This window comes from Pseudomonas sp. W5-01, from assembly GCF_046540435.1.
Classification (GTDB): Bacteria; Pseudomonadota; Gammaproteobacteria; order Pseudomonadales; family Pseudomonadaceae; genus Aquipseudomonas; species Aquipseudomonas graminis_B.
Genome location: NZ_JAXCIP010000003.1, coordinates 732,945 through 755,874, shown reverse-complemented (window position 1 = coordinate 755,874; position 22,930 = coordinate 732,945). Strand labels below are relative to the sequence as shown.

23 protein-coding genes and 1 pseudogene are annotated in these 22,930 nt (G+C 62.0%); 14 read left to right on the top strand and 10 right to left on the bottom strand.

Going from position 1 to position 22,930, the window contains the following annotated elements; genetic code table 11:
- Nucleotides 1-42: 42 nt before the first annotated feature.
- Together SLW75_RS13375 and SLW75_RS13370 are read right to left on the bottom strand one after the other, a co-directional pair.
- A complete protein-coding gene (locus SLW75_RS13375) occupies nt 43-807 on the bottom strand; it encodes an SDR family oxidoreductase (protein WP_410934662.1) in 765 nt (254 codons plus the stop codon).
- A 43-nt stretch (nt 808-850) separates the two neighbouring features.
- On the bottom strand, nt 851-1,783 hold the full coding sequence (locus SLW75_RS13370; protein WP_410934661.1) for a 2-hydroxyacid dehydrogenase: 933 nt from the start codon (nt 1,781-1,783) through the stop codon (nt 851-853).
- A 414-nt stretch (nt 1,784-2,197) separates the two neighbouring features.
- Between SLW75_RS13370 and SLW75_RS13365 the strand changes: the two genes are divergently transcribed.
- Both SLW75_RS13365 and SLW75_RS13360 read left to right on the top strand, forming a co-directional pair.
- Complete coding sequence (locus tag SLW75_RS13365) at nt 2,198-2,650, top strand: DUF2442 domain-containing protein (protein ID WP_192134797.1); 453 nt, start codon at nt 2,198-2,200, stop codon at nt 2,648-2,650.
- Nucleotides 2,651-2,892: 242 nt separating this feature from the next.
- Nucleotides 2,893-4,032: a glycerophosphodiester phosphodiesterase gene (locus SLW75_RS13360; protein ID WP_244160287.1), complete on the top strand. Its 1,140-nt coding sequence runs from the start codon at nt 2,893-2,895 to the stop codon at nt 4,030-4,032.
- 65 nt (nt 4,033-4,097) lie between these two features.
- Here SLW75_RS13360 and pyrF read toward each other — a convergent pair whose 3' ends face one another.
- Nucleotides 4,098-4,796 carry an orotidine-5'-phosphate decarboxylase gene (gene pyrF / locus SLW75_RS13355; RefSeq protein WP_167355761.1) on the bottom strand — a complete coding sequence of 233 codons (699 nt, stop codon included), beginning with the start codon at nt 4,794-4,796 and terminating at the stop codon, nt 4,098-4,100.
- 175 nt (nt 4,797-4,971) lie between these two features.
- On the opposite strand from pyrF, the gene SLW75_RS13350 reads away from it, so the two are divergent.
- Nucleotides 4,972-5,139 (top strand): DUF2897 family protein, encoded by a 168-nt coding sequence (locus SLW75_RS13350; protein ID WP_065986232.1) that lies wholly within the window; start codon nt 4,972-4,974, stop codon nt 5,137-5,139.
- Between the two features lie 116 nt (nt 5,140-5,255).
- Here SLW75_RS13350 and SLW75_RS13345 read toward each other — a convergent pair whose 3' ends face one another.
- Entirely contained in the window at nt 5,256-6,068 is an 813-nt protein-coding gene (locus tag SLW75_RS13345) for a substrate-binding periplasmic protein (RefSeq protein ID WP_244657039.1), read from the bottom strand.
- 441 nt (nt 6,069-6,509) lie between these two features.
- Between SLW75_RS13345 and SLW75_RS13340 the strand changes: the two genes are divergently transcribed.
- A complete protein-coding gene (locus SLW75_RS13340) occupies nt 6,510-7,052 on the top strand; it encodes an exonuclease domain-containing protein (protein ID WP_065986231.1) in 543 nt (180 codons plus the stop codon).
- Nucleotides 7,053-7,142: 90 nt separating this feature from the next.
- Nucleotides 7,143-7,430 carry a pyrimidine/purine nucleoside phosphorylase gene (locus tag SLW75_RS13335; RefSeq protein ID WP_065986230.1) on the top strand — a complete coding sequence of 96 codons (288 nt, stop codon included), beginning with the start codon at nt 7,143-7,145 and terminating at the stop codon, nt 7,428-7,430.
- A 21-nt stretch (nt 7,431-7,451) separates the two neighbouring features.
- Here the strand turns inward: SLW75_RS13335 and SLW75_RS13330 are convergent, their stop codons facing one another.
- The gene (locus SLW75_RS13330; RefSeq protein WP_296307433.1) at nt 7,452-9,230 is read right to left on the bottom strand and encodes an ABC transporter transmembrane domain-containing protein; all 1,779 of its coding nucleotides are present in this window, start codon (nt 9,228-9,230) and stop codon (nt 7,452-7,454) included.
- Nucleotides 9,231-9,483: 253 nt separating this feature from the next.
- Between SLW75_RS13330 and SLW75_RS13325 the strand changes: the two genes are divergently transcribed.
- Both SLW75_RS13325 and SLW75_RS13320 read left to right on the top strand, forming a co-directional pair.
- Nucleotides 9,484-9,660, top strand: a complete 177-nt coding sequence (locus SLW75_RS13325) for a PA1571 family protein (protein ID WP_166650608.1) — start codon at nt 9,484-9,486, stop codon at nt 9,658-9,660.
- A gap of 165 nt (nt 9,661-9,825) precedes the next feature.
- The gene (locus SLW75_RS13320; protein WP_410934660.1) at nt 9,826-10,806 is read left to right on the top strand and encodes a zeta toxin family protein; all 981 of its coding nucleotides are present in this window, start codon (nt 9,826-9,828) and stop codon (nt 10,804-10,806) included.
- A 1-nt stretch (nt 10,807) separates the two neighbouring features.
- On the opposite strand, the gene pdxB is transcribed toward SLW75_RS13320, so the two are convergent.
- Entirely contained in the window at nt 10,808-11,956 is a 1,149-nt protein-coding gene (gene pdxB, locus SLW75_RS13315) for a 4-phosphoerythronate dehydrogenase PdxB (RefSeq protein WP_410934659.1), read from the bottom strand.
- A gap of 88 nt (nt 11,957-12,044) precedes the next feature.
- A complete protein-coding gene (tusA, locus tag SLW75_RS13310; RefSeq protein WP_410934658.1) occupies nt 12,045-12,320 on the bottom strand; it encodes a sulfurtransferase TusA in 276 nt (91 codons plus the stop codon).
- A gap of 249 nt (nt 12,321-12,569) precedes the next feature.
- Here tusA and SLW75_RS13305 point away from each other — a divergent pair, with 249 nt between their 5' ends.
- The 6 genes from SLW75_RS13305 to SLW75_RS13280 are packed head-to-tail and all read left to right on the top strand — an operon-like array spanning nt 12,570 to nt 18,654.
- On the top strand, nt 12,570-15,512 hold the full coding sequence (locus tag SLW75_RS13305; protein WP_410934657.1) for a monovalent cation/H+ antiporter subunit A: 2,943 nt from the start codon (nt 12,570-12,572) through the stop codon (nt 15,510-15,512).
- Complete coding sequence (locus SLW75_RS13300) at nt 15,512-15,856, top strand: Na+/H+ antiporter subunit C (protein ID WP_065986226.1); 345 nt, start codon at nt 15,512-15,514, stop codon at nt 15,854-15,856. The genes SLW75_RS13305 and SLW75_RS13300 overlap by 1 nt, the downstream gene beginning before the upstream one ends.
- Nucleotides 15,853-17,532: a monovalent cation/H+ antiporter subunit D gene (locus SLW75_RS13295; protein WP_410934656.1), complete on the top strand. Its 1,680-nt coding sequence runs from the start codon at nt 15,853-15,855 to the stop codon at nt 17,530-17,532. The genes SLW75_RS13300 and SLW75_RS13295 overlap by 4 nt, the downstream gene beginning before the upstream one ends.
- Complete coding sequence (locus SLW75_RS13290; protein WP_410934655.1) at nt 17,529-18,017, top strand: Na+/H+ antiporter subunit E; 489 nt, start codon at nt 17,529-17,531, stop codon at nt 18,015-18,017. Before SLW75_RS13295 ends, SLW75_RS13290 begins: the two co-directional genes overlap by 4 nt.
- Nucleotides 18,014-18,292, top strand: a complete 279-nt coding sequence (locus SLW75_RS13285; protein ID WP_065986223.1) for a K+/H+ antiporter subunit F — start codon at nt 18,014-18,016, stop codon at nt 18,290-18,292. Before SLW75_RS13290 ends, SLW75_RS13285 begins: the two co-directional genes overlap by 4 nt.
- The gene (locus tag SLW75_RS13280; RefSeq protein WP_065986222.1) at nt 18,289-18,654 is read left to right on the top strand and encodes a Na+/H+ antiporter subunit G; all 366 of its coding nucleotides are present in this window, start codon (nt 18,289-18,291) and stop codon (nt 18,652-18,654) included. The genes SLW75_RS13285 and SLW75_RS13280 overlap by 4 nt, the downstream gene beginning before the upstream one ends.
- 107 nt (nt 18,655-18,761) lie before the next feature.
- Here the strand turns inward: SLW75_RS13280 and SLW75_RS13275 are convergent, their stop codons facing one another.
- Entirely contained in the window at nt 18,762-19,229 is a 468-nt protein-coding gene (locus tag SLW75_RS13275; RefSeq protein ID WP_192134775.1) for a hypothetical protein, read from the bottom strand.
- A gap of 495 nt (nt 19,230-19,724) precedes the next feature.
- On the opposite strand from SLW75_RS13275, the gene SLW75_RS13270 reads away from it, so the two are divergent.
- A complete protein-coding gene (locus SLW75_RS13270; protein WP_065986220.1) occupies nt 19,725-19,961 on the top strand; it encodes a DUF2789 family protein in 237 nt (78 codons plus the stop codon).
- Between the two features lie 93 nt (nt 19,962-20,054).
- Here SLW75_RS13270 and SLW75_RS13265 read toward each other — a convergent pair whose 3' ends face one another.
- Together SLW75_RS13265 and SLW75_RS13260 are read right to left on the bottom strand one after the other, a co-directional pair.
- Nucleotides 20,055-21,518 (bottom strand): T6SS phospholipase effector Tle1-like catalytic domain-containing protein, encoded by a 1,464-nt coding sequence (locus SLW75_RS13265; protein ID WP_369318723.1) that lies wholly within the window; start codon nt 21,516-21,518, stop codon nt 20,055-20,057.
- 273 nt (nt 21,519-21,791) lie between these two features.
- Nucleotides 21,792-22,805, bottom strand: a pseudogene (locus SLW75_RS13260) (methyl-accepting chemotaxis protein); the annotation flags it as partial.
- Nucleotides 22,806-22,930 lie beyond the last annotated feature (125 nt).

Below are 22,930 nucleotides of genomic sequence, written 5' to 3'. Positions count from 1 at the left end.
GACAAAACAACGCAACTCAACGCCACGAGCCGCCCCGGTCAATCAGCCACGTCCCACAAACGGCATGCTGCTGGCCATGACAGTCATGTTCAGCACGTTGGCCGACAGTGGCAGCCCGGCCATGTAACTCACCGCTTCAGCCACGTGCTGCACATTCATGGTCGGCTCGACTTGCAGCTCACCGTCAGGCTGCAAGACGCCTTTGGTCATGCGATCGGTCATTTCGGTGAGGGCGTTGCCAATGTCGATCTGACCGCAGGCGATATTGAATTGCCGGCCGTCCAGCGCGGTGCTTTTGGTCAGGCCCAGCACGGCGTGTTTGCTGGACGTATAAGGCGAGCTGAAGAGACGTGGCGTGTGCGCGGAAATCGAGCCATTGTTGATGATCCGGCCGCCTTGGGGCACTTGGCGCCGCATCAGGCCGAACGCTGCACGCACGCACAAAAACATCCCGGTGACGTTGGTGTCGATGACGTTCTTCCACTGCTCGACCGACAGCTCATCCATCGGTAAAGCGGGTGCGCCGATGCCGGCGTTATTGAACGAAACGTCCAGCCGGCCGAAAGTGCGTTCAATGGTGGCGAACAGTGCCTCAACACTGGCCGGATCGCGCACGTCCGTCGGCACCGCCAGCGCCTGCTGACCGGCAGCCTCGGCCTGTTCAACCAGCGCCTGCAACGGTTCAGACCGACGACCGGCCAGCACGACAGCAAAACCGTCGGCCAGTAATTGCAGCGCCACAGCACGGCCAATGCCGCTCCCGGCGCCCGTCACCAAAGCGACTTTCAACACAGAAGATGAAGACATGCACGATTCCTTTTTTTGTTAGAGGGGGCCAGACCACTGATCGTCAGCTGTGAACAGGCGTCAGCACCGGCTTGCCCGCGTAAAACGCCAGCAGGTTGTCGGCAACCCTTTGCACGGTGTCGCGCGATGCTTCCGGCGACAACCCTGCCAGATGCGGGGTGAGGACCACGTTGTTCAAAGCTTTCAGGGCGTCGGGAACCTGCGGTTCATCGTCGAACACGTCCAGCGCCGCCCCAGCCAGGCGGCCCTGCTTGAGCGCGTCGATCAGCGCATCGGTGTCGACAACACTGGCCCGGGCGATGTTGACGATGAAGCCCTCGGCGCCCAACGCTTCGATGGCGGCCTTGTCGATCAGGTGCCGCGTCGACCCGCCGCCCGGCGTTGCCACCACCAGAAAGTCAGACGCTTCTGCCAGCGCCAGCGGCGTCGCGCAATAGTTGAAATCCACGCCCGCCCGGGGCGAACGGCTGTGATAGTTGATGACCATGTCAAACCCCAGCGCGCGTTTGGCGATGGCCATCCCGACCGAGCCAAGGCCAAGAATGCCCAGGCGTTTGCCGGCGAACGAGGGCCGTGTGACCTTGCGCCATTCGTTGCGGCGTACCGACGCGTCGGCCTGGGGAATGTCGCGGACCGCCGCCAGCAGCAAGGCCATCGCGTGGTCCGCCACCGTCGGGGCATTTACCCCTGCCCCGTTGGTCACCACGATGCCTCGCGCTTCGGCGGCTTCGAGGTCGACGCGCTCGTAGCCCGCCCCGATCACACAGATGATGCCAAGGTTTGGCAGCGCGGCCATCTCCTCGGCGGTGAACCCCAACGGGCCCCGGGTCAACACGGCGTCAATCTCCTCACCCCCGTTCGCCACCGCCTCGGCGCGCATCGCCGGCTTCGGCGCCAGAATCAGGCGAAAGCCGCTGCTTTCCAGAATCGGCAAATACATGTTCACGCTCTCAACCAGCACCAACACCGTTTTCATCATCCCTCCGCTGCGCGAAATTCGTGGAGCTGACAGTAGCGCGAGTGAGAGCGGTTGGGCAGGGTTGCCAACCATAAAAAAATCCTGAGCCGGAACGGTGCACGCCCCTCTGCGGCCCCCCCGGTCAACTTTTGTTGCTGTTGAGTTCTGGCTCATTGCGCTGATCCACGTTCAACTCTGTTGGCTGCAGCTGGACCATTAATCGTACCTGCGCAAGGCAAGGGACTGCTGGTGGCGTAGCCGCAGCACACTTTGCTTGGAGAATATGGGATGGAGCTCACGGTCCGAAGAAGTCGTCTCTAACCACCTTGATCAGCCTCAGATATCAAAGATCGTCAAAAGCACCTATGACCCTTACACCTATAAAACGCAGCTGTACCTCGCGGGGTACGTCGATCCACTGGAGATTGAGTTATGAAGACGATCAAAGCGCGGGAACATGATGATCAGCCCGTTACCCAGCGGGTCCTTAATCAGGCCATCGATCAGGGCCGCAAACACACTGCGCAGAGCATTCAGCCGACAACATTACGTTTTCTGAGTGAGCTGAATGCTTTGGCCATCGGTTTTTCTGACCAGACAGCCCTCCTCCTCCCTGTCGCCAATTACCGCGAGCTGCGCGAGCTCTCAGTCGACGAGCTCGGGCAGATCGAGTTGGGCTTCGGCGGCAAGGCTATCTGCCTTGCGCATCGCGATTTGCACCTGTCGATCTCGGGCATGATTTCGGCCAGCGAGTCGCTCATGGGCGTTGCCGGTAGCCTGATCGCGGCGCGGAACGGGCGGCGCGTCAGTGCGGCAAAAGCCACCGCTTCGAAGGCTAACGGGGCAAAAGGCGGGCGACCGCGCAAGAAAGTCGCCGAGACGTAGTCGACCGTTAGCGCCCGTCGGCACCTCAATGTCATAAAAAACCCGGAAACTGGTGGCGCTCAATCGCCACTCAAACCGACAGCAACCCCCCGCATAACGACAACCCAGGTTGCCCGTCATGCCCGTTGCTGTTTAAGGTCTGCCCCCTGCGACACCCGATTTCGTCACGACAAAACGATGTGCCACGCGGTGCGGCAACGGCTGCGCCATGAACGGACATGCAGAAAAGGAACGTCAGAACCATGTTGAAAGGATTATCCAGAACGTTGAGCGGCGCCGCGATTGCCGGCGTGTTGTTGTCATCTGCCGTGGCCATGGCCGCCGCTGACACCGGCAACGCACCGGGTCGGGCGCTGGCGGCGAAGATCGGTGTGCCGTGGCCGGCGGTGATCGCCCATCGCGGTGCTTCGTTCAATGCGCCCGAAGAAACAGTGCCTTCGTACACGCTGGCCCGCGAACTGGGCGCGGACTACCTGGAGATGGACATTCAGCGCACCAAGGATGGCGTGCTCATCGCGCTGCATGACAACACGCTGGAGCGGACGACCAACATCGCCGACGTCTATCCGCAACGGGCCAAGGACCCGCTGAACACCTTCACGCTGGAAGAAATCAAGCGCCTTGACGCCGGCTCCTGGTTCAACAAGGCCTACCCCGATCGCGCCCGCGCCACCTACGCCGGGCTGAAGATTCTGACGCTGGACGAAGTCATCGACATCGCCGAAGGCGGCAAGAACAAGCCCGGTCTGTACATCGAAACCAAGGTGCCGGCACAGTTTCCGGGCATCGAAGAAGATTTGAAGAAGAAACTCGATCAGCGCGGTTGGCTGAGCCAGCGCCCTGCCGCCGAGAAAGGCTACGTCAACGTCGCCCACATGCCGGGCCGCGTGGTCCTGCAGACCTTCGAAAAACCAAGCCTGGAATTGCTGCAAAAGAGTATGCCCGACACGCCGAAAGTCCTGCTGCTGTGGCTGGGTGACGGCTCGATCGAAACGGCTTCGGGCAAGACATTCAAGGATTCGGGCGCAAAGGACAAGGCCAGCTTCTACGCCAGCCAGCAGGTGAAATCGAAAGAGGAGTTCGCCGCCTGGATGGACTGGGCCAAAGCCCACGGCGCCGTAGGGACCGGGCCGTCGGCAGCGCTGAAGAACGGCGGGGACCAGAGCTACAGTGACCTGGTGCAGCCTTGGATGAACAAGATGGCCCACGATCGCGGAATGATCGTTCACCCGTACACCGTGGATGACGCGGTGGACTTCAAAGCGATCAGCGAACAAGGGGTGGACGGGTTCTTCACCAACCGGGCTGCGGAATTGCTGAAGTTCTACGGCCGGCCGTCGAAGGAAAGCATGGACTCGATCCTGAAACGCAGCGGTTTCTAACGTCGAAACCAGTGATCAGGATGTGGGAGCGCCACCCCGGTCACTCCCACAAATGCCCGACGGTTTTAAGCCAGCTCTGCCACCACCGCAGCCAATGCTTTCGCCGGATCGGCCGCCTGGCTGATCGGGCGGCCGATAACCAGATAATCAGACCCCGCATCCAGTGCCTGACGCGGGGTCAGGATGCGGCGCTGATCATCCAGCGCACTGCCAGCCGGACGAATGCCCGGGGTCACCAGTTGCAGTGACGGATGCGCGGTTTTCAGCGCCTGGGCCTCCAGTGCGGAACACACCAGACCGTCCATCCCGGCTTTTTCAGCCAGCGCCGCCAACCGAAGCACTTGCTCCTGGGGCTCGATGTCCAGACCGATCCCGGCCAGATCCTCGCGTTCCATGCTGGTCAGCACGGTGACGCCGATCAACAGCGGCTTGGGGCCGGTGCGCTGATCCAGCACGTCACGGCAGGCCGCCATCATGCGCAGGCCGCCTGAGCAGTGCACGTTGACCATCCATACGCCCATCTCAGCAGCGGCCTTGACTGCCATCGCCGTGGTATTGGGAATGTCATGGAATTTGAGGTCCAGAAACACGTCGAAGCCCTTGCCGTTAAGGGTTTCGACGATGTCCGATGCACAGCTGGTGAACAGCTCCTTGCCCACTTTGACCCGGCACAGCTTGGGGTCCAGCTGATCAGCCAGATTCAACGCGGCTTCGCGGGTCGGGAAATCCAGGGCGACGATGATGGGGGTCTGGCAGGCGGACATGAGCGGGTTCTCTGGCAAGTCGAAATCGGCGCGCATTGTAGCCGAACATCCCGCAGGACGGGACCCGGCAATCAGTAAATGCCTGCCCGACACGCGCCAGGCGTCGGGCATCTTCTACAATTGAACCACTGGGCAGCGTCGCTGCTCCAACCTCTATCATAAGAAGGAGAGCGTTATGCCCTGGTATGCCTGGTTAATTCTGGTCGTTGCAATCGGCTCGATCGTCGGCGGTCTGCTGATGCTCAAGGACTCAGCGAAGAAACTGCCCCTGACTGATGAACAGCTCAAGCGTGTCCACGAGCGCAATGCCGAGATGGACGCAAAAGAAGCGCGGGACCGCTGAGTCAGCCCGCCAAACGATACGGTTAAAGCCCATTGCGGGAGCACGCTGCCAGCGCTCCCGCATCGCGCGCCCCCCCTCTTGCGCCGCGCTTCCTCAGCCGGTAATAGGTGCCCTCGTCAGTCCCCCTCCTTCCTGTCGCCCAACGCCACCGCGCGACGGGTGGACTGCGGTGTCACCGCGATGCGAAACGGCTGAAAGATTTTGAACATCTCCCCGTTCTCCCGGAGCTGCCGCAGCAGTTCGCTGAAGCGTTCGCCGCTGATGGGCGCATCCGGACGCAACAGCGCGTAGTGGCGATACACCTGATCCACCCGGTCCGAGATCAGAAACTGATCGGCGTCCTGCGGGTTGTTCGACATGAACGTGCTCAGGTAGGAGCGCGTCACCAGGGCGATGTCCGCACGGTCACGCAGCACCATCAGCAAGTTGCTGTCGTGGGAATAGGTCAGCGTGGCGTTGTAGTTGTCGGCAAGAAATTTAGGGTCGGGGTCGAACCCCGCGAACGCATAGTGATAGCCGCTGAACAGCGCAAGGCGCTTGCCATGCAGCTCATCGAAATAGGTCTGGGTCCTGCCCTTCAAGCGATGGGCCACAAACACTTCGGCGTCTTCGAGCCCCATATCGACCGCTTCGTGGGGAATGCCTTTCCAGCCCCAGTCGGGGTTTTCGAAAATGGCCATGTCGAAGCGTGCCTGCTGGAAATCGCGAAACCGGCGCGGGATGGACGTGGGCACCGCTTCGAAGCGGTATTCGGTCTGCATCGCGTTCAGTGCGCTGATCATCTGCGGCAGCAGCCCGGTGTCTTCGCCGCGCTCGGGACGAATCGTATACGGCGGGAAATGCGCTGCACCAATGCGCACGATCTGGGTCGCACCGACCTGCCAGGCCCACAGCGTTGTGGTCGTGAACAGCAGGGTTTTAAAAACCATCCGCATCGGCGTGGATATCAAGAAAAGGCACCTCAGGCGAAACGGAGTACGTAAGCTATGCGTTCGCGATCAATTAGACAACGGTCAAACGGAAGCTAAATCGCCTCTGTCGTTCCAACTCTCGCCCTCCTTGCGCCTTGCTGCCCCCTTTCCCTTTTAGCCCACATCCCGGCTGAAGCTGTCCTTGTCCTGTGCATTATCGACCGCGCAGCGCTTTATGTGAGGACCAATGCGCCTGCAATTTATGCCGAGGGATGGGGGCCAGGCAAGCGCTGTCCCGGCCATATGCAAGTCAGGCGCTACAAAAGACGCTGGCCCGGCAAACCTTCCTGCCCGCCGCGAGTCCCAATCATGGATCATCTGCGCCGGCAGTTGGACGTAAGGGCCGTGATGTGGCTACGCTCCAGGGCGCTGCCGCAGGTTATGAGACAGGAGTTCGAAATGCCCTACTGGCTGGTGATAGACCTGGAGGCCACCACCGAAGAGGGCGGGTGGCCGGTGGCGGAAATGGAAATCATCGAAATCGGTGCGTCGCTGGTCAATCAGGACGGGCGCGAAATCGACCATTTCGAACGTTACGTACGGCCCATGCGCCGGCCGTTGCTCACGCCCTTCTGCCGCGAGCTGACGCACATTCGGCAGAGCGTCATCGACAGCGCCTTGACGCTGCCCGCCGTATGGCCACAGTTCGAACGCTGGATCGCCCAACACCGCGAGCGATTGGTGGCCTGGACCAGTTGGGGCGATTACGACCGCCAGCAACTGCAACAGGATTGGCATCAGCACCGGCTCGCCAGCGAACTCGCCACCCTGCCCCACATCAACCTGAAACAACGCTTCGCCAAAGCCCGTCACCTGCAAAAGCCCTGCGGCCTGAACACCGCGCTGCAACTGGCGGGAATGCATTTCAACGGCCAGCAGCACCGGGCGTTGTCAGACGCGCGCAATACCGCACGGTTGTTACCGCTGGTGATTCCCGGCTAGGGCGTGACGCATTTATCAAAGCGGATGACGGCCTTTTATACGTTCGGCATACTGTCCGGCCCTTTCCAGCCCTTCCCAAGGAATTCAGCCATGTTCAAGGTCAACGAGTATTTCGACGGTACCGTCAAATCCATCGCCTTCAAGCAAGCAGCAGGCGACGCGACCATCGGCGTCATGGCTCCCGGAAAATACAACTTCGGCACCGGCGACCGGGAAATCATGCACGTGATCTCAGGCGAGCTGAAAGTGCTGCTGCCGGGCGCCAATGATTGGGAAACCTTCAAAGCCGGCACGGATTTCAAGATCCCGGCGAACGTCAAATTCGACGTCGAAGCCACCGAAGAAACCGCCTACCTCTGCGAATACCGCAAAGACTGATACGCAAATTCAGGCCGGCGCTCAGCCGGCCTGCTCCACCCCGGCATTGAACTGCAAGGCTGCCAGCCGCGCGTACAGCGGGTTGCTGGCAATCAGCTCGCGATGGGTTCCCACCGCGACCAATTTCCCCTGATCCATGACAGCAATTCGGTCTGCGTTCTGCACCGTCGCCAGTCGGTGGGCGATCACCAGGGTCGTGCGGCCCTTCATCAACGTTGGCAACGCCTGCTGAATCAGGTACTCGCTCTGGGCATCCAGTGCGCTGGTGGCCTCGTCGAGCAACAGAATCGGCGCATCGGCCAGCAAAGCCCGGGCGATCGCCAACCGCTGACGCTGCCCGCCCGACAAGCCCATGCCGCCGTCACCCAGATGCGTCTGATAACCCTGGGGCAGCAGTTGAATGAACTCATGGGCATGGGCAATCCGCGCCGCGGCCTCCACCTGCTCGACACTCGCCGCCGGGTTGCCGTAGCGAATGTTGTCCTCCACCGAGCCGAAAAACAGCGCAGGGGTCTGTGACACCCAGGCGAAGCACCGGCGCAGGTCCAGAGGATCAAGGCGCTCGGCGGGGATGCCTTCAATCAGCACGCGGCCCTGTTGCGGGTCATAGAAGCGCAACAGCAGGTCGAACAAGGTCGACTTGCCCGCGCCCGAAGGCCCGACCAGCGCCAGGGTTTCCCCCGCTTCGACGCTCAGGCTCAAGCCGTCTACGGCATTGCGTTCCGGGCGCGAGGGGTAGGCGAAACTGAGGTTTTCCAGCGCCAGGCGACCGCTGATGCGCTCGGGCAGCGTGAGCAGATCACTGGCGGGCGCGGTGATTTCACTGCGCGCCTGCAGCAACTCGCTGATCCGCTCTGCCGCGCCCGCCGCCCGTTGCATTTCCCCGATCACCTCGCTGAGGGTGCCGAACGCGCTGCCGACGATCAGGCTGTAGAACACGAACGCTGCCAGCTCGCCCCCGGAGATGCGGCCGGCAATCACGTCCATCCCGCCGACCCAGAGCATCACACCCACCGCGCCCAGCACCAGCACGATCACCAGGGTAATCAGCCACGAGCGCTGCAGAATACGCTTGCGTGCCGTCTCGAAGGCGCCTTCGGCGGTCTGCGCGAAACGCTGTCGATCCTGCTCCTGATGGTTATAGGCCTGGACGGTTTTGATCTGCCCCAGGGCCTCGGACACGTAGCTGCCGACATCCGCCACGCGGTCCTGGCTCTCCCGCGACAGGCTGCGCACACGCCGCCCGAAAATCAGAATCGGCGCGATCACCAGCGGCAATGCCACGACGACGATGCTGGTGAGCTTGGGGTTGGTGAAGAACAGCAGGATGATTCCGCCAATGACCATCAGCGCGTTGCGCAGGAACATCGACAGCGACGAGCCGATCACCGATTGCAGGAGCGTGGTGTCGGCGGTCAGGCGCGACTGGATTTCCGAGCTGCGGTTGTTCTCATAGAAGCCCGGGTGGAGGCTGACCAGATGGTCGAACACCTGCTTGCGCAGATCGGCGACCACCCGTTCGCCGATCCAGGAGACCAGATAAAACCGCGCGAAGGTGCCGATGGCGAGGGCGACCACCAGCCCCATGAACAGGCCGATGGTTTCATTGAGCAGCGTCGGCGAACGGGTCATGAACCCCTGATCGACCATCAGCCGGATGCCTTGCCCCATCGACAGCGTGATGCCGGCGGTGACCACCAGCGCGAGCAACGCGCCGAGGGCTTGCTTGCGGTACGGGGCGATCATGCGCAAGGCAAGACGAATGGCATGCCGCTGACGGCCGGAAAAAACTGAAGCCATGGAGAACACTCGCAAGACGAATCAGTCGCAGAGCCTACACCTCCCTCCCCGCGCACGCTCGTCAGCTTTCGCTGAACTCTGCGCGCCGCCGTCAGTCATGGATTGTTCTCACGCCCTGCGTGCATGGGCCTTGCACACCGCCTTCCCCGACGACTCGCGACCGCGACGCAGATCGGCCGCAGCAGGTGTCACGGCGCAGTCACGCGGGCGTGGCTACCATGAACGCGCAACCCCCCTGATGAGGAGACAGCCCATGAGCTTGCAAAGCAGCAGCAATCAAGAACCCGTGTTCCGCCCGCAACCTGAGCTGCAACTGGGCGGCGCGATTCTCGACAGAAACGGGCAGGAAATCCTGATCACTGAAGAAATGGTTCAGGCTGCCTGTCAGGAATGCGAGAAGTACTGGGTGCAGCCCGAAAAACAAGATTGATGCACAGATCTGCCTGAAACCCGGCCATGGCGCCGGGTTTTTTATGGACGGGAAAAACATTCTGCAATACACAGCGCGTTTATTCCGTTGCCCATCGGCGGGCATTCCGATTACGTCCTTGAGACCTTCAACAGTCAATCCGACTCAACTCAAGGAAGACCTGCCATGACCGACACTCACTACGCCTACACACCAAAAGAACTGGATGCCGTATTTGAGGCAGTTGTGAACACCATCTTCGATGTACCGAAGGACATTGCAGACGATGGGCAGCCCGCCCCGAAAATTCTGGTGGTCGCCGGCGTACAAGGGTCCGGCAAGACCTACATGCTGAACAACACGCTGCTCAAGATTCCCGGACACGGCAACTACGTGCATCTTTATCAGGAGTATTTTCGCGAGCTGCACCCGCGCTATGCCGAGTTCGCCGATCAGGACGTGACCCGCCGCTACAAGCACACTGAAACCTTCATCTGGGAGCTGTGCAGCCGCATCTTTGCTTATGCCCACAGCAACACGTTCAACATCGTAATGGAAACCGCGCTGGACACCAAAGCCTTCGCCACGGTGATCTCGGGCCAGGCACTGGCCGCCTACCAGTTCGACGTTCACCTGATTGGCTGCAAGAAGGATTTCGTGCACCTTTCAACCATCAGGCGCGCCTTCAACGCGCTGGAAGCCGGGACCCTCGAGCGTTTTGTCGATATCGCCACGATCGAGACGAGCATCGAGAACGCCGAGGTCATTCTCAATGCGTTCGAGGAGGCTTGCATGAGGGTGAGCGGCTCCACCATCACCCTGTACGAGCGCGGCTTCGGTGAGCTCAAAGACCGCAAAAAAATCTGCAGCAGCCGCTGTGATCGAGTCGACTCGCTGACCCCGTACGTGTTCACCAATGAACAAGGCACAGAAATCACGTTGCAGGAACAGGTGCACCGGATCGAGCGCAGCGAAGCGTTACCCACCCCCTGCAGCTTTGCCAGCTTCATCGCGCTGATCCAAGCCCCTGTCTCAGGCGCTGAAGATCGCCTGGAAGCCTGGCAAGAGGCCTACAACGCACTCCCGAGAATGCGCCGATTCTGGCAGCACGTTCCGCCCCGCCTGCCCGAGACACTCTGGTCTTACATCAAAAAATACAGCGAGTGACTCACTCAGTGACAACGGTGGCGCCCAAGGCCTCGACGATCTGACTCAACGTCGCCGACTCACCGTTGAGGCGAACCCGCAGGCTGTCGATTTCCCGACGGGGCGGATAATGCTTGCGCAGGGCATCGAAGGCCAGGCGCTGGCTCTGGGCATCCCCCACCAGACTGCGGCGGAAATCCGCGTCATCGCGGCGCGGATCGTACACGCCGCGACACAGCGTGTTCAGCGCCCAGACCGGGTCCGTGGCGGCATCCAGCGTGACCTCGGCCAGCCACGGCTTGGGCAGCAGATCTTCAAGCCGGATGCTCGCCGGTTGCTCAAGGTGCGCACACAGAGCCTGATAGATTTGCGCCGTGCCGCGCTGCCTGCCGTCGAGGCTGTAACCGGCGATGTGGGGCGTGCCGATGACGCACAGCTCGGCCAGCTCGACGTCGACCGCCGGTTCCTGCTCCCAGACATCCAGCGCCGCTTGCAGGTCTTCGCGCTCCAGCAACACTTGGCGCAAGGCGGTGTTGTCGACCACCGGGCCACGCGCCGCGTTGATCAGCCAGGCGCCGGGCTTGAGCTGCTGCAAGTGGGCGCCGTCGAACAGGTGCCAGGTGGGCGTGTCGCCGGTTTTATCCAGCGGTGTGTGCAGGCTGATCACATCGCAGCGGGCAATGATCTCGTCGAGACTGACGTAATCGCCGCCTTCGCTGGCCTGACGCGGCGGGTCGCAGACCAGGACGCTCCAGCCCAGGCCGCGCAACACCTTGATCAAGCGACCGCCGACCTGCCCCGCGCCGACCACGCCGTAGGTGCGACTGGCGAGGCCGACGCCTTCGATTTCCGCGAGGGTCAGCAGGCTGCCAAGCACGTAGTCCACCACGCCGCGGGCATTGCAGCCCGGGGCGCTGGACCATTGAATGCCGGCTTCTTTGAAGTAATCGAGGTCGAGGTGATCGGTGCCGATGGTGCAGGTCCCGACGAATCGTACGGGCGTGCCTTCGAGCAAGGCGCGGTCGACCCGGGTCACCGAGCGCACCAGCAGGATATCGGCCTCGGCGACGGCGGCGCGGTCGAGTGTGCGGCCCGGGTAACGCTGGATATCACCGATGCCTGCGAAAAAGGCGTCGAGCAAGGGAATGTTTTCGTCGGCAACTATGCGCATGTCAGGGCTCCTGGAGTGGCCGCAGTGTAGGCGCCAGCGCCCTGTCGAGCCAGCGTGACGCGCAACGCGTCAGCGAGTAGGTCGCAAATCAGTCGAGCTTCTTGCGGATCCAGTACAGGAACTCGCCGTCGCCCGCCTGTTTATCCACCAGTTCGTGGCCGAGGAAGACACAGAATTTCGGGATATCCCGCTGGGTGGAAGGGTCGGTGGCGATCACCTTGAGCAGGCCGCCGGGCGGCAGGTCGCGCACCTTCTGGTGCAGCATCATGACCGGCTCGGGGCAATTGAGGCCGGTGGCGTCGAGCACCGCATCGACGGCGGGCCTTTCAATGGAATCAGACGGGGGTGCGATCGAATCAGACATGAGGGGGCTCCGGAAACAGGCCGGCATTGTCGCCTAATCGGTACATGCCGCCAATCGGCACTTTGCCTCGGCCCCTTCGCGAGCAAGCTCGCTCCCACAATAGGGCAGATAGCCGCCAACCTTACGCGAACCAGACTGTCAACTACGCTGCTGCCTACAAACTTTGTAGGATTCTGCGACATCTTGGCGTTTGGTCATCCCGGACCCGGCACGTATGATCCTTGACATTTCTCCGCAGATTAGAAGCCTATGTCCCTGATAGTTCTACTGCTTCTGCCTTTCATCGGCAGCTGTCTGGCGGCGCTTTTGCCGCACAACGCACGCAACAGTGAATCCCTCCTCGCCGGCCTGATCGCCTTGATCGGCGCGGTGCAGGTCGCACTGTGGTATCCGCAGATCGCCCACGGCGGGGTCATCCGAGAAGAGTTTTTCTGGCTACCCAGCCTGGGCCTGAACTTTGTTTTACGTCTGGACGGTTTCGCCTGGCTGTTCTCGATGCTGGTACTGGGGATCGGCGCGCTGGTGTCGCTGTATGCGCGTTATTACATGTCGCCGGACGACCCGGTGCCGCGCTTCTTCTCGTTTTTTCTGGCGTTCATGGGCGCCATGCTCGGACTGGTCATGTCCGGCAACCTCATTCAGATCGTGTTTTTCTGGGAGCTGACCAGCGTCTTCTCGTTCCTGCTGATCGGCTACTGGCACCACCGCGCCGACGCCCGACGCGGCGCTTACATGGCCCTGATGGTCACCGGCGCGGGCGGCCTTGCGCTGCTGGTGGGGATGATGCTGCTCGGGCATGTCGTCGGCAGTTATGACCTGGATCGCGTGCTGGCTTCAGGCGATGCGATTCGCGCCCACGCGCTGTACCCCGTGCTGCTGACGCTGATCCTGATCGGCGCGCTGAGCAAGAGCGCGCAATTCCCCTTCCACTTCTGGCTGCCCCACGCCATGGCGGCACCGACACCGGTGTCGGCGTATTTGCACTCGGCGACGATGGTCAAGGCCGGGGTATTCCTGCTGGCGCGCCTGTGGCCGTCGCTGTCCGGAAGCGAACAGTGGTTCTGGATGGTCAGCGGCGCGGGGGCGTGCACGCTGGTGATCGGCGCCTATTCCGCGATGTTTCAGAACGATCTCAAGGGCCTGCTGGCCTATTCCACCATCAGTCACCTGGGGCTGATCACCCTGCTGCTGGGCCTGAACAGTCCACTGGCCGCCGTCGCGGCGGTGTTTCACATCCTCAACCACGCCACGTTCAAGGCCTCGCTGTTCATGGCGGCGGGGATCATTGACCACGAAAGCGGCACCCGCGACATCCGCAAACTCAGCGGGCTGATCAAGCTGATGCCCTACACCGCGACGCTGGCCATGGTCGCCAGCGCGTCAATGGCGGGGGTGCCGCTGCTCAATGGCTTCCTGTCCAAGGAAATGTTCTTCGCAGAAACGGTGTTCATCACCTCGACCGACTGGGTCGAGATCGCCCTGCCGGTGATCGCCACGATCGCCGGGATCTTCAGCGTGGCGTATTCCCTGCGCTTTACCGTCGACGTGTTCTTCGGCCCTAAAGCCACGCGCCTGCCTCACACGCCCCACGAGCCGCCGCGCTGGATGCGCCTGCCGGTGGAATTGCTGGTGCTGGCGTGCCTGATCGTCGGCATTTTTCCCACGCACTCCGTTGGCCCGTTGCTGGCCGCTGCGGCACAGCCGGTGGTGGGGGGTGAACTCCCCGAGTACAGCCTGGCGATCTGGCACGGGCTGAACGCGCCGATGATCATGAGCCTGATCGCCATGGCGGCTGGCATCGTTCTATACCTGCTGCTGCGCGGCCCGATCAAGCGCAAACAGGTCAATGGCCCCCCGCTGATGTGGCGCCTGAACGGCAAGCGCATGTTCGAGCGCGTGCTGGTGTGGAAGATGCGCGGCGCCCGCCGACTGATGAGGCTGCTGACCACACGTCGTTTGCAGGCGCAGCTGTTTCTGATGGTGCTGGCCGCGCTGGTCGCCGGTTTCGTGCCGATGTACGAAAGCGGACTGAGCTGGGGCGATCGACCGAAGATCCCGGGTTCCGGCGTGTTTGTGATGCTCTGGTTGATCGCCATTGCCTGCGCCATCGGCGCCGCCTGGCAAGCCAAGTACCACCGTCTGGCGGCCGTGACCATGGTCAGCGTCTGCGGGTTGATGACCTGCGTGACCTTCGTCTGGTTTTCCGCGCCGGACCTGGCACTGACCCAACTGGCGGTGGAAGTCGTCACCACGGTGTTGATCCTGCTGGGCCTGCGCTGGCTGCCGCGACGTAACGAAAACGTGCCACCACCGTCCCAGGCGCGACGCCGGGCCAAGGTGCGGCGGATCCGCGACTTCGTCCTCGCCGTGGCGGTGGGTGGCGGCATGGCGGTGTTGTCCTACGCGATGCTGACGCGGCCGACGCCGAACGCCATTTCCGAGTTTTACCTGAGCCGTGCCCTGGCCCAGGGCGGCGGCACCAACGCGGTCAACGTCATGCTCGTGGACTTCCGTGGCTTCGACACCTTTGGCGAAATCACCGTGCTGGCCGTGGTGGCGCTGACGGTCTTTGCCCTGCTGCGGCGCTTCCGTCCGCCGAAAGAGAGCATTGCCCTGCCAGCACAACAGCGCTTGCTGGCCCGTGACGTGGTCACCGATCTGGTCAATCCGCGTCACGCCGCCGATACCGCACTGGGCTTCATGATGGTGCCGGCGGTGCTGGTGCGCCTGCTGTTGCCGGTGGCTTTTGTGGTGTCGATGTACCTGTTCATGCGCGGGCATAACCAGCCGGGTGGCGGTTTCGTGGCCGGGCTAGTGATGTCGGTGGCGTTCATCCTGCAATACATGGTGGCCGGCACCCAGTGGGTCGAGGCCAACATGAGCCTGCGGCCGTTGCGCTGGATGGGGACCGGGCTGTTCTTCGCGCTGGCCACGGGTCTGGGCTCGATGGCCCTCGGTTATCCGTTCATGACCACCCACACCGCGCACCTGGTCCTGCCGATACTGGGTGACCTGCACATCGCCAGCGCGCTGTTTTTCGACATCGGCGTGTACGCGGTGGTGGTCGGCTCGACCCTGTTAATCCTCACGGCGCTGGCTCACCAGTCGGTGCGCAGCCATCGCCCGACCTCGCTGCCGCAGCCCATTGAACCGGTCCCGGCCGACAGTCCGATTTCACAAGGAGCCATCTGATGGAAGAAGTCATCGCCATTGCCATCGGCGTGCTTGCCGCCTCCGGCGTGTGGCTGATCCTGCGTCCACGGACCTTTCAGGTCGTGATGGGCCTGTGCCTGCTGTCCTACGGCGTCAATCTGTTTATCTTCAGCATGGGCAGCCTGTTCATCGGCAAGGAGCCGATCATCAAGGACGGCGTGCCCCAGGACCTGCTCAATTACACCGATCCCCTGCCCCAGGCGCTGGTGCTGACGGCCATCGTCATCAGCTTCGCCATGACTGCGCTGTTCCTGGTGGTGCTGCTGGCGTCGCGCGGTCTGACCGGCAACGACCACGTCGACGGCCGGGAGCTGGGTGAATGAGTTTGATGAATCAACTGATCGTCGCACCGATCCTGCTGCCGGTGCTCACCGCTGCGCTGGTGCTGTGGCTCGGCGAGAAACACCGCCCGCTGAAAGCGCGGATCAACCTCTTCTCCACCGGACTCGGCCTGGCGATCGCCATCACGCTGATGATCTGGGTGCAGAAGACCGGCACCACCGGCTCCATTGGCGTGTACCTACCGGGCAACTGGGAGGCGCCGTTCGGCATCGTGCTGGTGGTCGATCACCTGTCGGCGCTGATGCTGGTGCTGACCGGCATCGTCGCCTTCTGCGCCCTGCTCTTCGCCCTGGCCCGTTGGGACCGCGCGGGCGCCAGTTTCCACGCGCTGTTTCAGATTCAACTGATGGGGTTGTATGGCGCCTTTCTTACTGCCGACCTGTTCAACCTGTTCGTGTTCTTCGAGGTTTTGCTGGCGGCATCTTATGGCCTGATGCTGCACGGCTCGGGCCGCGCGCGGGTGTCGGCGGGCCTGCATTACATCACCATCAACCTGCTGGCTTCGTCGCTGTTCCTGATTGGCGCGGCGCTGATTTACGGCGTCACCGGCACGCTGAACCTGGCCGACCTGGCCGTGAAAATTCCTCAGGTGCCGGAGGGCGATCTGGGCTTGCTGCACGCGGGCGCGGCCATTCTGGCAGTGGCGTTTCTGGCCAAGGCCGGCATGTGGCCGCTGAATTTCTGGCTGGTGCCGGCGTATTCCGCCGCCAGCGCACCGGTGGCGGCGCTGTTCGCGATCATGACCAAGGTCGGTTTCTACACGCTGCTGCGGCTGTGGACGCTGCTGTTTTCCGGTCAGGCCGGCGCGTCGGCGTTCTTCGGCGGGGACTGGCTGATCTGGGGGGGCATGGCCACCGTGACCGTGGCGGCGATTTCAGTGGTGGCCGCCCAGCGCCTGGAGCGCATGGCCAGTCTGAGCATTCTGGTGTCGGCGGGGATCCTGCTCTCGGCGGTCGGTTTCGCGCAGCCGAGCCTGACCGCAGGCGCACTGTTTTATCTGGTCAGCTCGACCCTGGCGCTCAGCGCGATGTTCCTGCTGGCGGAGTTGATCGAACGCTCACGCTCGGCCAATGACATCGCCCTCGACGAAGATGCGGACCAGTTGCCCAAGGCGCTGGAGTCCTTGCACCCGGTGCCGGGGACCAATCTGGATGACGAGCAGAAAGCCGTGGTCGGTCATGTCATCCCCTGGACCATGGCGTTTCTGGGCTTGAGTTTCATTGCCTGTGCACTGTTGATCATCGGCATGCCGCCGCTGTCGGGTTTTCTCGGCAAGCTGACGCTGATCAGCGCCCTGCTCAATCCGCTGGGCCTTGATGTGGCGAAGGCCGAAGCCATTCGCGGCGACAGTTGGACGCTGGTGGCACTGCTGATTATTTCCGGACTGACGTCGCTGTTTGCCTTCGTGCGGGTCGGCATCAAACGCTTCTGGACGCCCCAGGAACACGCGGCGCCACTGCTGCGGCTCAACGAATGCCTGCCGATCGCCTTGCTGGTGGGCTGCGCCATCGTGCTGACGTTCAAGGCCCAGGCGCTGTTGCATTACACCCAGGACACCGCCCAGGCGCTGCATGACCCGCAGCAATACGTGCTCTCAGTCAAGGCAGCCAGACCGATACCGGGGCCCGCTTCGGCAGCGGCGGAGGTGCAGCCATGAAGCGCCTGTTTCCCGCGCCACTGTTGTCGCTGTCGCTGTGGGGGTTGTGGCTGTTGCTGAACCTGTCGCTGAGCCCGGGCAACCTGCTGCTGGGCGCCCTGCTCGGCTTTTTCGCGCCCTACATCTTCGCGCCGTTGCGCCCTTCGCCCGCGCGAATCCGCAAACCCGGCGCCGCACTGCGCTTGTTCTTGCTGGTGGGCCGCGATGTGGTGGTGTCCAATCTGGCCGTCGCCTGGGACGTACTGCGCGCGGGCCGCCGTCCGCCGCGCTCGGCCTTCGTCAAGGTGCCGCTGGACCTGCACGACGCCCACGGCCTCGCGGCGCTGGCGATGATCTGCACGGTGGTGCCGGGCACGGTCTGGTCTGAACTGGCGCTGGATCGCAGCGTGCTGCTGATGCATGTGTTCGATCTGGACGACGAAGCGGCCTTCATCGAGCACTTCAAGAGCACGTACGAACGGCCACTGATGGAGATTTTCCAATGAGCGCCCTGCTCACAAACGCGATTCTGTTTACGCTGTCGGTGTTCACCCTCGCCATGGTCCTGACCTTGATCCGCCTGTTCAAAGGCCCGTCGGCGCAGGACCGGGTGCTGGCGCTGGACTACCTGTACATCCTGGCGATGCTGATGATGCTGGTGCTGGGGATTCGCTACGCCAGTGACACCTACTTCGAGGCGGCGCTGCTGATCGCACTGTTCGGCTTCGTCGGCTCATTTGCGCTGGCCAAATTTCTGTTGCGCGGCGAGGTGATCGAATGAATTCGTTGCAGGTTCTGCCGTTCTGGGTCGAAGTGCTGACCGCCGTCCTGCTGGTGCTGAGCAGCCTGTTCGGGCTGATCGGCGCGCTGGGTCTGTTGCGCATGAAAGACTTTTTTCAGCGCATGCACCCGCCCGCCTTGGCGTCGACCCTCGGCGCGTGGTGCGTGGCGCTGGCGTCCATCGTCTACTTCTCGGCCCTGAAGGAAGGTCCCGTGCTGCACGCGTGGCTGATCCCGATCCTGCTCGCCATCACCGTGCCGGTCACCACCTTGCTGCTGGCGCGCACCGGACTCTTTCGCAAGCGCATGGCCGGTGACGACGTGCCACCTGAAGTCAGCGACGGCAGACAGCAAGGGCATTGATGCTGTGCCATTGGCGATAGCCGGGCGCACGCATGCCCGCCACCCATCGCTTGTGGCGTGGGGGGATGTGGGCGCGTTCCGTGTGCAGGTGTGTTGAAGCGCGGTGCTTACTCGCTGGCTTTGAACGTCAGCTCGCCCTTGCGCCATTTCGCGGCTTTGGCGGTGGCGGCTTTGAGGACTTTGCTCAGGCCGGACTCAATCTGCTCGTGGGCGGCGAACACCATGAAGATGCTGTGGGACTCTTTGAACACGATGCCCTGGCCTTCAGGCACTTCGACAAACGCGTATTCGCCCAGACCATAGATGGTCATCCTGATGTCGCGAAAGCGGATTTCGAATTTGCCGCCTTCGCGGCTGGGCAATACCGCGGCACGGAAGTGGTCACCCACTTTCAGCTCCAGACCGGGTTTGTCATCGACCACCAGTGCGGTGTCGGTGTCGATCTCCGACATGTAAATGCCTTCAGGGGATTGTTCGATGACGTAAACGAATCGCGCCTGGAATAGCTTCACCAACTTCGCGCGCACGTCGCCGAGCACGAATAACGCGTGGGTATCCAGATTACCTACTGCCAATGTACAAACTCCCAACCAGATAGGAACTCGCCCGGACAGCGGACCGGGCGAGAAAAAAACGAGAAATGGTGCGTCCTGAAGCCGGACGCTGGCGTGGGTACGGATTCTACCGGCAGTCAGTCTATACGGGCTATATCCCTTTCGTCCGCTGCGATGACGTTTTTGCCGCCATACGATGTTTCGGTGGGGCTGACCCGACACGGCAAGACGCCATCGGATGTTTGAGTGGGGTGGATCCACCCCAGTAAAGAGCCATGCGATTTTGTTCTAGTAGGACCGGCTTCAGCCGGGAAAAGGCCTGATTGAACACCCTCAATCTCGCGGTGTGACGCCTGACGCTTTCCCGGCTAAAGCCAGTCCTACTAAAAGCGCGCGGTGTGTCAGCGGCTCTTCAGGCAATCAGTTAGAACTCTTGCCTGCCGCGCGTACTCCCATGCAGCAGAAGGTTACTCACTGACACGCCAACCCGGGTCCTTGACCCGTTCGGGAGAAAAAATGGAAATCATGACGCCGTCGCTTGAAATGTTGTTCGAACAACTGGGGCTGGAGTCCGATCAGGCCAGCATCGACGCATTTGTCGCCGCGCACCAACTGCCGGAAGGTGAGAAGGTCTCCGAAGCCGATTTCTGGACGGAGAATCAAGCCGGACTGCTCAAGGAGAAGATTCAGCTGGATGACGATTGGGCGCCCATCGTTGACGAGCTGAATGTGTTGCTGCACACGCCGACCTGACCCGGCGCACGTGTGAAAAAGGCGGCCCTTCGAGGCCGCCATTTTTTTGCCTGATCCGCCATTATCGTGCCCCAACCCCTCAAGGCAGCCCGGTCACTGTGGATAACCGGGCTGGCCGACATTGGAAAACATCTGCCGCCCATTCCGCGCAGGCGCGTGCACAAAAAGACCATCCACCAGCGCATCGCGTCGGGCGTTGTTCCAGTGCGCCGAGCGATGGATGTAGCGCTGATGCAACAGCGTCAGCTCGGCGTCGTTCAGCACCCCGCCCTCTCCTTTTGCATGGCTGATCAGCTTGGCGGCGATGGGACGCAATTCTGGTGGCAGGGTGATTTCTGCGGAATCACGGATCGGCAAAAACGGCACACCTTCGTCACTCGCCAGGGTGTGCATGAGCCGCAGGTAAACGTGGGCAAGGTGGTTGTAGACGCGGCGTTCCAGCGTCACCGTTGCGACCACCGTTTTGACCCCGCGTGAGCTGCTGGCAAACCGCTCGAAACATTCAACACCCAGCGAAGCGCTCTCATCGGTGGGGTCGAGCAGACGCCTGGCGTCGAGGGTGGACAGCTCGGCATGGGCCTGCAGCCAGGCGTCCGTTTCGTCGTAGGGCGTATTGACGCAAACCAGGCTGCGGCGTGGCCGGAACAGCGACACCTTCTCCACCTCCTGAGGCTGGTAACCGCCGCCGATGTCCGAATGGCTGCCGGGCAGCACGATTTCCCGGGGCCAGTCGGGCTTGACGCTGTTTAGGACGAAGTTGCGCCGATGCTCATCGCCGGCCACCAGATGCAGCACCTGCTGCGCGCACCCGGGCGGCAGAAACAGATTGACCCGTTTATTGACCGCATCCCGAACGCTGCCCAGATCGGAGATCCCACCGACGGCGGCCACGGTGTCGAACAGCCCGATAACCTTCAACCGTACGCTGCCGCTGGCCCATGAGAAGCTGTCCGACAGCGGCAGTTTGCGCGGGTCCAGAACCGGGTCCAGCGCGCCCCGGGATTTTTTCAGCACTTCGTTGGCCAGATGCCGGGCCGAGGCCGCACCCCGACTGAAGCCAAACACGTCCAGTTCCAGCGCACCGATGACACAACCCGGATTATCGCTTTCAAACATCTGAAGTTCGTCGGCGAGTTTTTTGATTCCCCGCGACACTTTTGCCACCACGCCGGTGGTGCCGCGACCAAAGCCCTGGCCCGACACGCGTGAATCGCGCCCGCCAGAGGTAGTGCCAACGCCGCTGACATACACCGCACCATATACATACAGGCCGTCGGCTTTAATGATCGCCTTGCGCTGTTGCTTATATAAGCCGGCCAGTCTCGCGATATTGGTGGGGCTGTTGCTGTAACTGCTGCCGGGGTCAGTGTGTCGGCCACCACATTCTTTTATATGCACGCCGCCATAGACTTCCGCCATGGCCTGGCAGTCGGCGCCTATCTGGCTATTGACGCGATTATTACCGGTCCCGTCGAAGAACACACCGAGACGAACGGTGACTTCCGGCGCGTCGGTGCGGGAATCGGCCGACGCGTGAGTGATAGTTTTCTTTGTCATTTGATTCATCCTTGAGTACTGACATGAGTCCCGAACAGGCATTTACATATTCGGACATATACTCACAGGATGATCGCAGTTAACGTCCCGTCAACCGATGGAACTGCACTTCAGACGCTTCCTACTTCAATATCGGACGTTTAAATAATTAAAGGGCCTTAGTCTCACAACTAACGCTCCGCGAAGAGCTGCAAGCTTCAAGCGGCAAGCCACAAGACGCCCGATCACTGCTCACTGCTCTTCACTTGAAGCTTGTAGCTTGCAACTCAGTCCTCAGCTTTTCTCCGGCCTATAGCCCAGTCGCAGCCCGCCCCAATGCCGGCCCTTGACCATGACAGGCACGGAAAGATCGTGCATCAGTTCGCCGGTGTCGCGGGTGTAGGTCTGCAACAGAACCGGCTGCTGGTGACTGCCGCAGCGAATCCCGGTGCGGTCGTCGAACTTGCGCTTGGTGCGGTTGTTGACCGCGTCGACTGCCGTGTCGCCCGTCAAAGGTCGGCTGAACGCCTTATTGTGGGTCGGCACGTAGCCTTGCTGGGTGCAGGCGATGGCGAACACCAGCCCCTCATGACGGGTCAGTAGCGGTTCCTGAATGGCCGGCAGCGTCTGGTCGGTGTAGCGGTCGAAGCGCGTCTGGTACTTGGCCGGCGAGGTGTTGGCGATGGGCTGATAGGCGCGGTCGAACAGATCGGTCAGGCTGACCCGGCCCTGATCGATGTCCTCCTCGAACGTGGCGGCGATCTGGCTGGCGCCTTCGCGGGCGAGGTCGTAAATGCGCTGGTGATAGTCATCCAGACCGACCTGGGCCAGGCGTTCGCTGATGGTTTCCGCCTGCTCCTCCATCTGCAACGCCGATTGCGCCAGGCGCCGGGTCTGGTCATCGCTGACGGCAAGGTCGCTGCGCATTTGCTCGACGGCCACGAACAGGCTGCTCAATTGCGCCTGATTGGTCTGGGCGCCCCGCGCGATCTCACCCACTTGCTGCTCTACGCCAACCGCCAGCTGAGCGATGCTCGCCAGTTGCTGACCGGTGGATTCGACCTGCGCCACGCCGCCACTCAGGTCGCCCGACAACTGCCGGATCTGCTCGACCACCTGACGGGTGCGCTGCTGGATATCAACGACCATCTCCCCGACTTCACTGGTCGCCGTCGCCGTGCGCCCGGCCAGCCCGCGCACTTCATCGGCCACCACCGCAAAGCCACGGCCGTGTTCGCCGGCCCGCGCGGCTTCGATGGCGGCGTTGAGGGCGAGCAGATTGGTCTGGCTGGCGATGGACTGGATCACCGCCGTCACACGCTGAATGTCTTCGCTGCGCTGGCTGAGCGCTTCGATCAGTTCACGGCTGCTGTCGGCCCGCTCACTGAGTTGGTGCATCAGGCCGATGGAAGCGTTGAGGACGTTGAGCCCGG